8 protein-coding genes are annotated in these 13,190 nt (G+C 46.2%); 4 read left to right on the top strand and 4 right to left on the bottom strand.

The genetic code is table 11. The features are described from left to right. The first annotated feature begins 163 nt into the window (after positions 1–163). The 4 genes from prpC to IUA53_RS04390 all read left to right on the top strand — a co-directional run bounded on the left by prpC (position 164) and on the right by IUA53_RS04390 (position 6,879). A complete protein-coding gene (prpC, locus tag IUA53_RS04405; RefSeq protein WP_044448430.1) occupies positions 164–1,285 on the top strand; it encodes a bifunctional 2-methylcitrate synthase/citrate synthase in 1,122 nt (373 codons plus the stop codon). Positions 1,286–1,300: 15 nt separating this feature from the next. Beyond that, the gene (acnD, locus tag IUA53_RS04400) at positions 1,301–3,892 is read left to right on the top strand and encodes a Fe/S-dependent 2-methylisocitrate dehydratase AcnD (protein ID WP_196898499.1); all 2,592 of its coding nucleotides are present in this window, start codon (positions 1,301–1,303) and stop codon (positions 3,890–3,892) included. A 412-nt stretch (positions 3,893–4,304) separates the two neighbouring features. Further along, the gene (gene prpF, locus IUA53_RS04395) at positions 4,305–5,480 is read left to right on the top strand and encodes a 2-methylaconitate cis-trans isomerase PrpF (protein WP_196898497.1); all 1,176 of its coding nucleotides are present in this window, start codon (positions 4,305–4,307) and stop codon (positions 5,478–5,480) included. 148 nt (positions 5,481–5,628) lie between these two features. Then, on the top strand, positions 5,629–6,879 hold the full coding sequence (locus IUA53_RS04390; RefSeq protein WP_044057928.1) for a diguanylate cyclase: 1,251 nt from the start codon (positions 5,629–5,631) through the stop codon (positions 6,877–6,879). A gap of 1 nt (position 6,880) precedes the next feature. On the opposite strand, the gene IUA53_RS04385 is transcribed toward IUA53_RS04390, so the two are convergent. From IUA53_RS04385 to arcB, 4 genes are all read right to left on the bottom strand, one after another. Further along, positions 6,881–8,473, bottom strand: a complete 1,593-nt coding sequence (locus tag IUA53_RS04385; RefSeq protein WP_044057929.1) for a sodium:solute symporter family transporter — start codon at positions 8,471–8,473, stop codon at positions 6,881–6,883. An 83-nt stretch (positions 8,474–8,556) separates the two neighbouring features. Then, positions 8,557–10,155 carry a PH domain-containing protein gene (locus IUA53_RS04380; RefSeq protein WP_052806705.1) on the bottom strand — a complete coding sequence of 533 codons (1,599 nt, stop codon included), beginning with the start codon at positions 10,153–10,155 and terminating at the stop codon, positions 8,557–8,559. Continuing rightward, on the bottom strand, positions 10,155–10,715 hold the full coding sequence (locus IUA53_RS04375) for a PH domain-containing protein (protein ID WP_332310801.1): 561 nt from the start codon (positions 10,713–10,715) through the stop codon (positions 10,155–10,157). Before IUA53_RS04375 ends, IUA53_RS04380 begins: the two co-directional genes overlap by 1 nt. Before the next feature lie 78 nt (positions 10,716–10,793). Next, complete coding sequence (arcB, locus tag IUA53_RS04370) at positions 10,794–13,148, bottom strand: aerobic respiration two-component sensor histidine kinase ArcB (RefSeq protein WP_044057930.1); 2,355 nt, start codon at positions 13,146–13,148, stop codon at positions 10,794–10,796. Between the last annotated feature and the right edge of the window lie 42 nt (positions 13,149–13,190).

The following is a 13,190-nucleotide window of genomic DNA, read 5'->3' as shown; positions in this document are numbered from 1 at the left end:
AGGCATGGATGCCGAAGCGGAGCCCCCATGGATGGGTTTACGGCGTGGCAGGGAACTGTGCTTTGCTCCTGCAGCCAATGTGCCCGCCAACTTCAAGCGCCAAATGTCGAAGATATCACACTAAAAAGTACCTTACATATTATACAAGACCGGAGACAACAAGATGGCTAAACAGTTAAGTGGCGCGGGTTTACGCGGCCAAGTTGCAGGTAAAACAGCTTTATCAACGGTAGGTAAATCAGGTTCAGGTTTAACCTATCGCGGCTACGACGTGAAAGATTTAGCAGAAAAGTGTCAGTTTGAAGAAGTCGCTTATCTTATCTTAAAGGGTAACTTGCCAAATCAAGCTGAGCTTGATGACTATAAAACCAAACTTCGCGGTATGCGCGGTCTTCCTGACGCACTGAAAGACGTGCTTGAACGCATTCCTAAAAACGCCCACCCTATGGACGTGCTTCGCACTGGCTGTTCAATGCTAGGTAACCTTGAAATGGAAACTAGCTTTGATCAGCAGCAAGATGTGACGGATCGCATGTTAGCGTGCTTCCCAAGTATTATTTGTTACTGGTACCGCTTCTCACACGATGGTGTGCGCATTGATGTAGAAACCGATGACGACTCCATTGGCGGTCACTTCCTTCACATGCTTCACGGCGAAAAGCCACGGGAGCTTCACGAACAAGTGATGCACGTGTCTCTCATTCTTTATGCCGAGCACGAGTTCAATGCGTCTACATTCACAGCGCGTGTATGTGCCTCAACCCTTTCTGATATGCATTCATGTGTAACCGGCGCGATTGGCTCTCTTCGCGGGCCACTTCACGGCGGTGCAAACGAAGCCGCAATGGAAATGATAGAAGGCTTCACGTCAGCCGATGACGCAGAAGAAAAAATGATGGGCATGCTAGAGCGCAAAGAGAAAATCATGGGCTTTGGTCATGCAATTTATTCCGAATGCGACCCCCGTAACGAAATTATTAAACAATGGTCTGAAAAACTAGCGGCCGATGTGGGTGATGAGGTGCTGTACCCTGTATCTGTGCGCTGTGAAGAAGTGATGTGGCGCGAGAAGAAGCTATTTTGTAATGCAGACTTTTTCCACGCCTCTGCCTATAACTTCATGGGAATCCCTACGCCGCTGTTTACCCCAATATTCGTTATGTCTCGTCTAACAGGTTGGGCTGCACACGTAATGGAACAGCGCGCTGATAACCGTATTATTCGACCATCAGCAGAATACACTGGCGAAGAATTGCGCTCTGTTCCTGCAATCAGCGAACGCTAAGAGAATAGGTGGTTTATGAATATTGATTACCGTAAACCGCTTCCTAACGCGGGTATCGATTTCTTCGATACCCGTGAAGCGGTTGATGCCATAGAGCCAGGTGCATACGCCAAGCTGCCTTACACGTCACGTGTATTGGCTGAAAACTTGGTGCGCAAATGCGACCCAGCCATGCTAAACGATTCACTTAAACAGCTTATTTACCGCAAGCGCGACTTGGACTTTCCGTGGTTTCCTGCTCGCGTAGTGTGTCACGATATCTTGGGTCAAACGGCACTGGTTGATTTAGCAGGCCTTCGCGATGCCATTGCAGCAAAAGGCGGCGATCCGGCGAAGGTGAACCCAGTAGTGCCAACGCAGCTAATTGTGGATCACTCATTAGCTGTAGAGCACGCAGGCTTTGAAAAAGACGCATTTGAGAAAAACCGTGCCATTGAAGACAGACGCAACGACGACCGTTTTCACTTCATTAACTGGACAAAAACCGCATTTAAAAACGTAGATGTTATTCCGCCCGGTAACGGCATTATGCACCAGATTAACTTGGAGCGTATGTCGCCGGTTATTCAAAACCGTGACGGCGTAGCCTTCCCGGATACCTTGGTTGGTACCGACAGCCACACGCCACACGTTGATGCACTTGGCGTAATTGCCGTGGGCGTGGGCGGCCTTGAAGCGGAAAGCGTGATGCTAGGCCGTGCCTCTTACCTGCGTTTGCCAGACATTGTAGGTGTTGAACTTACCGGCAAACCACAGCCAGGCATTACGGCAACGGATATCGTTTTAGCGCTGACTGAATTCTTACGTAAAGAGCGTGTGGTATCTGCGTATCTTGAATTCTATGGTGAAGGTGCGTCACACTTAACGTTGGGCGACCGTGCCACCATCTCGAACATGACACCAGAATATGGTGCCACTGCAGCCATGTTCTACATCGATCAGCAAACTATTGATTACTTGCGATTAACGGGTCGTGAAGAAAAGCAAATTGCGCTAGTGGAACAGTACGCTAAGCATACCGGTTTATGGGCTGATGACTTAGAAACTGCCGAATACGAACGAGTTCTTACGTTTGATTTGTCTGCCGTAGGCAGAAACATGGCCGGGCCGTCTAACCCCCATGCACGCTTACCCACCAGCGACTTAGAAAGTCGCGGTATCGCAGCAAAATGGGAAGAGGAAGACGGTAAAATGCCAGATGGCGCGGTGATTATCGCGGCTATCACTAGCTGTACTAATACCTCTAACCCGCGAAACGTGATTGCAGCTGGCTTACTTGCCAGAAATGCAAACGCGCGCGGTTTAACCCGCAAGCCATGGGTGAAAAGCTCACTGGCGCCAGGCTCTAAAGCTGTTAAGTTATACCTTGAAGAAGCCAACTTAATGAGCGAGTTGGAAGACTTAGGTTTTGGGGTGGTGGCGTTTGCATGTACCACCTGTAACGGTATGAGTGGCGCGCTAGACCCTAAAATTCAGCAAGAAATTATCGACCGCGATTTATACGCCACGGCGGTTTTGTCGGGCAACCGTAACTTCGATGGGCGTATTCACCCCTATGCGAAGCAAGCGTTTTTAGCATCGCCCCCCTTGGTCGTTGCATATGCTATTGCCGGTACCATTCGCTTTGATATCGAAAAGGACGTGTTAGGCACCGATAAAGATGGCAACCCAGTAACGCTTAAAGATATCTGGCCAAGCGATGAAGAGATTGACGCTATTGTTACTCAATCTGTCAAGCCTGAGCATTTCAGAAAAGTGTACGAGCCAATGTTTGACCTAAGTGTGGATTACGGTAAAGACATTAACCCGCTTTACGACTGGCGCGAAATGAGCACCTACATTCGCCGCCCGCCTTACTGGGAAGGCGCAATGGATGCCGAGCGCACCATGAAAGGTATGCGTCCGCTGGCCATTTTGGGTGACAACATCACCACCGATCACCTATCGCCTTCTAACGCCATTATGGCAAGCAGCGCTGCTGGGGAATACTTGGCAAAAATGGGGTTACCTGAGGAAGACTTCAACTCCTACGCCACCCACCGAGGCGATCACTTAACGGCGCAGCGCGCTACCCTTGCGAACCCCAAAGTGTTCAACGAAATGGTGCTGGAAAACGGCGAAATTAAGCAAGGATCGCTTGCCCGCGTAGAGCCAGAAGGCAAAGTCGTGCGCATGTGGGAAGCCATTGAAACCTATATGAACCGCAAACAGCCGCTGATCATTGTAGCGGGCGCTGATTACGGTCAAGGTTCATCCCGTGACTGGGCGGCCAAAGGCGTACGCCTTGCCGGTGTTGAAGTGATTGTGGCAGAAGGTTTCGAGCGTATTCACCGCACTAACCTTATTGGTATGGGCGTGTTGCCGCTTGAGTTTAAACCTGGCACAACCCGTAAAACCCTTGAGCTAGACGGTACAGAAACGTACGACGTAAGCGGAGAACCGTCGCCGGGCGCAACACTGACGCTGGTAGTAAACCGTAAAAACGGCGAGCAACTAGAAGTGCCCGTAACCTGTCGTTTAGATACAGGTGAGGAAGTCTCAATTTACAGCGCGGGCGGTGTATTACAACGCTTCGCTAAAGACTTCTTAGAAGCAGAAGCTAGCTGATTCGGCTGGGAAGAACTGAGCCGGTTGCAGGACACGCCGTGAATACATCCATGTAGGCTCCCAATTCGCATCCATGCGAATTGAGGGTCCCACCCCCAACTCAGTTTTCCCTAAACAAGCTAACTTCTTTTGGCAGGATTTGTTACTTTTGGGCAGGAGGTTGGTTGCGATTTGAAACCTTCCAGCCGCATGGATGCGGCTGGGGAGCGCACACGGACGTATTCACCGTGAGTTTCAAATCACGAACTACCTTACTTCTCTCTAGATAAAATGGTTTTTTAATTTAAGAGGGCGTTTAGGCACCGTTGAAACCTTCGGGGCGCATGGACGCGCCCCGAGAGCCTACAGGGATGTATTTACGGCGTGTTTCAACGGTGCCTAAACGCTCTCATACCGAAGAAAGGAAAAAAACATGACAAAGTATGCGCCACAACTTCGAGTACCGGCTACCTACATGCGTGGCGGTACTAGCAAGGGTGTGTTTTTTAATTTATCCGACTTACCAGAGGCAGCACAAAAACCGGGGCCAGCCCGTGATGCGCTGCTTCTTCGGGTGATAGGTAGCCCAGACCCGTACGGTAAACAAACCGACGGTATGGGCGGAGCGACATCAAGTACCAGTAAAACCGTGATTTTAAGTAAAAGCGAGCGTGAAGGTTACGATGTAGACTACTTGTTTGGCCAAGTTGCCATCGACAAGCCTTTCGTAGATTGGAGCGGTAACTGCGGTAACCTAACCGCTGCAGTGGGCGCTTTTGCCATTAGCAATGGATTGGTTGATGCCAGCAAAATTCCACAAAACGGTGTTGCCACAGTAAATATTTGGCAGGCCAATATTAACAAAGCGATTATTGCTAACGTGCCTATTACTGATGGTGAAGTACAGGAAACTGGCGATTTTGAGCTTGATGGTGTGACCTTTCCTGCTGCAGAAGTCGAGGTCGCATTTGTGGACCCTGCCGATGGCGAGGGCGCGATATTCCCAACTGGACGTTTAGTCGACACCTTGGAAGTGCCGGGCGTGGGTAGCTTGCAGGCCACCATGATCAACGCAGGTATCCCTACTATTTTTATCAACGCTGAAGATATCGGTTACACAGGAACCGAACTTCAAGATGATATAAATAGTGATGCCGAAGCACTTGGGAAATTTGAAGCTATTCGTGCACATGGCGCTGTGCAAATGGGTTTGATAAAAGATATTGGCGAAGCTGCAACGCGCCAACATACCCCCAAAGTGGCTTTTGTAGCACCGCCTAAAGGCTATAAAGCGTCTAGCGGCAAAGACATATTGGGCTCAGATATTGATGTACTCGTTCGCGCCCTGTCTATGGGTAAACTGCACCATGCGATGATGGGCACGGCAGCCGTTGCTATGGCTGCAGCAGCCGCTATTCCCGGCACGCTGGTTAATTTAGCGGCAGGTGGAGAAAACAGAGAGTCGGTTACCTTTGGGCATCCCTCTGGTACTTTACGGGTTGGCGCGAAAGCGACTTTTGATAATAACCAATGGCATATTCAACAAGCGGTCATGAGCAGAAGTGCACGAGTTTTAATGGAAGGCTGGGTACGTGTACCTCAAATTTAATGCTATATAAAAGGCAGGAATAACACGTAAGCACGCTGTTTATATAAGGAAAAGTATATTTAGACATAAGTATAAACTGTCGCCATAAGGGGGGCTTTTTTATTGTTAATTGGGTAGGATGCTCTGACAAATACACAGAGTAGTAGTCATGTATAAAGTTCTTGTTGTTGAAGACAGTTTAACCGTACGTAAAATTGTTAATAAGCTGATTGAGGATAATCCTCACTTTACCTGCGACCTATGCGAAAACTTATCTGAAGCACAACAAGCGCTGGAAAAAAGTCATGATTACCTGGTGGCCATTGTGGATTTAAACCTGCCGGATGCGCCGAATGGGGAGAGCGTAGAACTTGCACTTTCCCATAATGTCCCTACGGTGGTACTAACGGGTAATTTTGACGAATTTACACGTGCTCAATTGCTCGACCAAGGCGTATTAGATTACATAACTAAAGAGTCTCGCTACTCCTACCTACAAGTATTAAAGTTAGTTGATAGATTGCGTAAAAATCTATCTACCAAGGTACTTGTAGTCGAAGACTCTAAAACCAGTCGTAATCATATTTGCAGCTTACTGCGCAAATTTCATTTTCAGGTACATGAAGCCTCTGATGGTCTTGAAGCCCTGCAAGAGCTTGAACGTCATAGAGACATAAGAATGGTCATTGCCGATCACCGTATGCCTAATATGGATGGCTACGAGCTGATTAAAGCCATTCGACACGACCGTCGTTGGCAAGACTTGGTATTTATAGGCTTATCAGCCAATGGTGATAGTGTACTCACCTCTAAATTCATTAAAAGTGGCGCAAACGACTTTTTATCTAAGCCGTTTTATCACGAAGAATTTTATTGCCGCGTGATGCAAAATTTAGAATCACAGGAAATGATTCAAACCATTAGAAATTCAGCGAATTTAGATCCGCTTACCCAGGTTTATAATCGTCGTTATTTAAATGAGCATGGTGAATCGCTTCTTAACCCTAAAACAGGACACGGCAAAGCCATAGTATCGATGATAGATGTCGACAACTTCAAAAGCGTTAATGATAACTTTGGCCACAAAACCGGCGATACCTTGCTAAAGGAATTTGCAACCCTACTCACTCACTTTTTTGCTGATGATCTCATAGTAAGATACGGTGGCGAAGAATTCACTGTCATTTCAGTGGGTGCGAGCAAATCCTTTTTTACGTCTTTATCAGAATTTATGGATGCAGTTCGCTCTACTCAGTTTACTCATCATAAATTAACGATCACTTGCAGTGTGGGAGTGTGTGCTGAACAGCAGTCAAACTTAGATGAACAGCTAGATATCGCTGATAGTCGTTTGTATTGCGCTAAACGGGCAGGAAAAAACCAAATTTTTGCCCGCGACATGCAACTCAAACATGGATAAATTAACCTAAATAGGCAGGTATAAACCAACATATTGCCACGAGTAATATAAAGTAACCTATCAATAGGAATGCAATACTGCGGGTTAAAACTGAATGGTGTTTTATCCGGTTGTTAGGTGTGGCGGTTGTCTTACTGAATGCCTTAGTGTGCCGCCTTGATAGCAAGAGCGCCATTACACTTGCCACGCAAAAACCAATCGCATTCCACCAGAACCAAAAAACAGTGGGCACAAAAAACGCTAGCATGATGTTAGTACCTACGCCTGCAACTAAACCAATATTGACATCTAAGCTTTGCACTCTTACACTCAATATCCCCAGTAAAAACACGGCCAGAACAGGGCCAAAAAATACCGAGCCGACTTTGTTTATCGCTTCAATCACCGTGGGCGCTATTGCACCTGCGTTCAGTGATAAAACTAATGTTATGACTCCCCACGCCACACCAATAATTCTTGCTATTCGTAGGTGACTGTTTTCATCTAAAGTATCCTTATTGAATCGGCTATAAAGCCGTTTGAAGTCCTCTACACTAACCGCGGTCAAAGAGTTTATAGCAGAGCTTAAAGAAGACATAGCAGCAGCAAGAATGGCCACCACTAACAAACCTATTACGCCATGGGGTAGATAATTAAGTATAAAGATTGGCATTAACCAGTCAGGGTTATCTGTAGGAATTTGTGCCAAAAATTCGGCGTCAGAAAAAGCTAAAGTCCCCACAATCAATCCAGATGCGCAGTACAATAAGGTAATAGGAAAACGAAAAATGCCGTTCGCAAACATCATTTTGCGTAGTTCTTTGTCACTTTTGGCAGACAGCGCCCTTTGTGCTTCGGATTGATCGCACCCGTAGTAAGAAGCATAAAGAATGATCCCGCCTAGTACCATAGGGAAAAAGCCGAAACTATCTCCGCTGAACCCCAAAGAAGAAAAATTAACTGCGGTAAGTCTGTCGCTGGGAACCAACTGTAAAAAGCGGTCAAAACCGCCAAGTTGAGTCATTCCCACATACGCACACACCAGCGTGCCTAATATGATGATGACCATTTGAACAGCATCCCCATACACCACCGCTTTCATCCCACCTTGCAGAGAATACAATAGGGTGACCACACCAATAAGAAGAACAGCTTGCCAAGGCGTGATCCCCATAGTGCCTTGAAGAATAATAGACAGTGCATAAATCATAATGCCGGTGGAAAACGCACGGCTAAATTGAAATACAGCACTGATGCACAAGCGGGTAGATACACTAAAGCGGTTTTCTAGATACGCATAGATACTCACAACGCCCGACTTGTACAAGGTAGGTAAAACCGTACCAAGGAGCAATAACATTGCAAGGGGAACAGCCAGTTCATAAGACAACCAAATTAGACCACCTCCTTCGCGAAAGCCCACAAAGGCCGGGGCCGATATAAAGCTTACCGCTGAGAGCTGAGTGGCCATGATAGAGAGCGTGAGGGGTTTCCACCCCAACTCTCGCCCACCGAGAAAGTAGTCTTGTTTAGACGATTGCTTGCGTAGTAGGAAGCCCAGTACAAGCATTCCTGTGAGATAAACAAAAATAACCGTATAATCAAGAATATCCATATAGTACCTGCGTTGGTGTGCATTTACACTACAATGACATAGTTACGAAAGACGTACCTAATGGTTTTATTTGTAACTCCCAATTACATCCAAGACTTACGGGTGGACTCCACCTCAAATAGCACCTTATCAGCTATCGATTGCACATACTTTTGAGGTAAAAACGGCACGGTTACCGAACCAGAAGCCATTACAAAAACAATGGAAGCCAGTTTTCGGCGCTTCATAAAAACACTTTGCTTGACGATAACCTGCTGCACTTTGAAGGGTTCAAAGCACAAGTAATCTATGCCAATACGACCTTGCCGCACATAAATATACTTCCCATCGTAGGCCATACCCCAACGCCACCATTGCAAAGAGAGCATTGCTAATAACACCCCGCCCAGCACCAATGATGCCATCACAATATCCCATTCTGACGCAATAAAGCCGACGGCAAAAAGCCCGATTAGGGGCCAGCTCCATACCATTAACATCCAATGCACAATGAAACGTTTGCTGATAGCGGTAAAATCATGTCGGTGGAGTTTACAGCCTGGCATCACCTCGACAGTAAGCGCAGCCACCTCATCTTCGGTGACAGAGGGCACAATTAACTTATTCGGCGACATTAGCTCTTGAACTTGCTTTCCTACCGTTGTGTTTTGCTCAAAATAGAGATTTACACGCTTAAGTATTTTGTCCAACCAATCTTGCTTGGCTTTAATCATTTGAATACGCGAAGCGCGCATACTGACTTCTTGTTTATTGAGAAGGCCACTTCTACGTATATATCTGTCATCAGATCGCGATAAGGTGTAACCATAAAAGGTGAATAAGGCCCCGCCTACACTTATTAGTGCGAGTACAGCCATTATCATCATCACGATAACCAAGGCATATAACCCAAATTGCCACCATGCAATTGCCTGTTCACCCACCAATTGATTTAACTGTAAGCCTTTTTCTGCCAGCCAAGACGACACCATTGTAATGGCGTCATCATAAAAAGGCGCAGCCACCCCCAGTAAAATCCATACTCTATTGTTAGTAATACCATGAATAACAATATCGCCGATGCTTCGGCGGTTAAGTACCACTTCATCAGCGTCAACATCATGAGATGGCAAGGCCGCGCCGTGATTTGACTGAGGTTCGGTAGCCGCTATTTCGGCATTTTTGTGATGTACGAGAACTTGTCTTCGCAACGCATGGGCGTAATGAAGCGGCACCGCCACTATTCGAGCTTCTTCTCCTGCGCTCCCTGCGGTATCAAGAACCAACAGTGCGTATTTGAACGGACGATAGTAAAAAGGTAAATCTATTTTAACGTTTTGAATGCGCCAAAATGGCAAGTTGGTGTATTTTCGAGAAAAGACACCGCTTTGAATTTCGATATGTTGGTTGTGAACCCGAAAACGATACATTAAAAAGCTGGCCAAGCCGGAGACTGCCATGAGCAATACGAGTGCCGCCCCGCCCACGTAAAGATAATCTTTCATAGGGCCATCCGCTTGATTAAACGTCACGGCCAAAGCAGGCACAACATAAATGAGCCCTTTGGCCATTCCTTTTATATTACTCACCGTGAAATACATAATGGCTATGGTTGCTAACCTTTGCCAATGGCTACCCGTATCTACCTGTACTGAGCTATCGGGCGCGTCTTCCATCATGCGCTGCTCTTCTAACGAGGCCATTACTTTGCACTCACATCTTTATGATCAAGTATGAACTGGCGCAATTGCTCCGCTCTTTCTAGGGGTAAACCGGGTATCTCAAAAGTGTGATATTCGCCGCCGGCAGAGAACACCTGCAACGAGGCTAACTTTGCCAAGCGTATGATTGGTCCTCGCTTAATTTCAACGTGTTGAACCCGTAAAATGGGTTGGCAGGCTTGTTGTCGAAACACCAACCCTTTTTGCAAGCTTAAATCCTGCTCCCGCATACCATACTTAATTTTGACATCGGCAAAGACATGATACACGGCCCACAATATCGCCAGCACAGTAACGCCCATTAACGCGTAGGGGTAAAGGTGAGTTAATTGCTCTGGCACAGAAAAAAAGGGCTGAAACCGAACGGCAGTAAGGATCATTGCAATAATGATGCAGGTCCCTAACGCAACGCCCACATTAATAAGCCGGTATCGAGGCGAGATAGAAAGAAACTGAATATCGGTTAATGTAGGTAAATCTTCGGGCACCAACACATTGTTGGAAAAGTCTTCTATTTTTGCTTCACTGTTCATGTTGGTCATGATTCCCTGTAAACCCCCATTCAAAAGCATGTCATGGGCAAACAAAAACGGGGTGAAATCTCACCCCTTTTATGGAACTTAATCGTCCACCCTTTGTTCATTTAACCAATCATGCAAAGCTTTCATGTCATGTTGAACCGCCATTTGCAGCTCTTCTACCCAGTCATGAACGTTCTCCCACCACGTAGGGTGGTCGCCTTGCTGTATTTGATTTGCTATTCGCTGAACACGGGCTAACCCCACAGAGCCTGCTGCCCCTTTAATTTTATGGGCTTGTGCACAGACTTCTGATTTTTCATCGGCACTTAAACTTAATTGCAGTATTTCCATGTATTCCGGCATTTTCTCTTGGAATACTTTCACGCTTGCGCGCACCATTTCATCCCCTATGGTATCAACTAACATCTGCAATAAGTCCATATCTAAAATGTTACTTAATATTTTGTTAGGCTCAGGGCGCGCGACTTCACCATCTATTTCTAACGGCGCTGGCGGCGCATGAAACAGCTCATTAAACACTTCAATGACCCGCGATTTTTTAATGGGTTTGGCAATAACATCGTCCATGCCATTTTCCAAATACTCATCGCGCTTTTTAATCACGTTGGCTGTTAATGCAACAATGGGCGTTTGCATGACCAAATCTTCTTCAATGAGTGTGCTCGCCACGTCAAAACCGGTCATATCTGGCAATTGAATATCCAGTAAGATCAAATCGTACTGGGTTTCTCTTGCTTTATCGATGGCCTCTTGTCCTGTCATGGCAACATCCACCTTTTGCCCGAGCTTTTCTAGTAACGCTTTAGCTACCATGACATTCAGCTCTATATCTTCAACCAGCAGAATATTAAGGCCTGTGACTTGTAGCTGCGCCACTTGCATGGGACGATTGGAAATTTGAACAGGCAACACTATTTCAAACCGTGTGCCTTTACCCACTGTGCTCGACACATGAATTTCACCGTTCATCAAATCTACCATTTGCTTGCAAATGGCCAATCCGATACCGGTACCTGTTGCAGACTGGTGGTCTGGATGGTCGACCTGATAATACATAGCGAAAATTTTATCGATTTCCGTTTCAGGGATCCCCACGCCTGTGTCTTCAATTAAAAAGGTCACATAGGCTTTGTCGTTATCCGGTTTCGTGGATGAAACCGTTAAACTCACATACCCTTTTTGGGTAAACTTCACCGCGTTAAATAGGATATTCCAGAGAATTTGACGCAACCGAGTCCCATCAATCTCCACTAATCTCGGTAAAGGTTCGTGGAGGGTGGTTTTAAACTCAAGTTGTTTATCCCCAGCCAATAAGCGAATAATACTGCTTAATTCATCGGTAAAGTCTTTTAACGATATGGTTTTTAAACTCAGTTCGAGTTTATCCCTGTCTAATTTGTCCAGGTCGATAATATCGTTGAAGATGTTCCCTAAGGTTATTGCACTGGCATAAATGGTACTCACCCAGTTAAATTGCTCTTCTGTAAGTTCAGTATCACGCAACATACGGCTCAAGCCCACGATACCGTTTAACGGTGTACGAAGTTCGTGACTAATGGTTGCAATAAAACGGGTTTTATCAGTACTGGCTTTGGCAGCGGCGTTTTCAGCCTGTTTGCGTTCAGTCATATCGCGACCAAATGACAATAAACCTAAACGGTTACCCTCTTTATCGAAAAAGGGCACACGCTTCATTTCAAAGTAACGTCGACGGCCGTCAGCAAACCTTAACCATAACTCTTCGGTAATACTGGCATTGGTTTCAAGTACCTCATGATCACTGGCAACAATTTGTCGCGCTAACTCTTCTTCATACACGTCTGTAGGCGTCAGTCCAAGTAACTCTTGTTCAGTTTTGCCTGTCATTAATTCCGCTATGCGGTTACAACCGGCAAATCGCCCCTCTTCATTTCGATAATAGATAAGGTCCGGTGACGCATCGATAATAGAACGTAATAAGGTAGATAAACGGCGAGCCTGAGCTTCTTGTTCAGACTTATCCTGAATTTCCCGCTCAAGGTCTTTAAACACAGACTCGCGCTCTTCTTGCGCTTGCTTGCGTTGCTCTATCTCGTGGTTGAGTTGGCGAATATTGCTTTGCAGCTCACGGTTAAGAAAAACATCTTCTTCACGTAAACGCTCTAATTGGCTTACCACTTCTTTTAAATTGGTGCGGGAGTTTTCCAGTTGCTTTATAAGCTCACTGAAGAAATAGAGTACCCAAGGTGCAGAAAGCATAGTGAGAATAACCGCGCTAATGAAATCATCGGGTTCTACATCACTGCCCATACTGACACGAATAACGTACGAGCCACCAAGGGTAAAGACTAAAGATAAAACAACGAAAAGGATGCTGAGTTTAAGCGTGCCAAACCGTTGTACAAACTGAGCAAACCTAATAGCCCAGGAATCATTGGGTGAGTCTGAATGCATGAACGTCTATTGTTAGGATTATATTCGCCCTATCCTATCAGG

Source organism: Alteromonas sp. B31-7 (assembly GCF_015767655.1).
In the GTDB taxonomy this organism is placed as follows: Bacteria; Pseudomonadota; Gammaproteobacteria; order Enterobacterales; family Alteromonadaceae; genus Alteromonas; species Alteromonas australica.
This window is presented reverse-complemented; position numbering and strand designations above follow the sequence as displayed.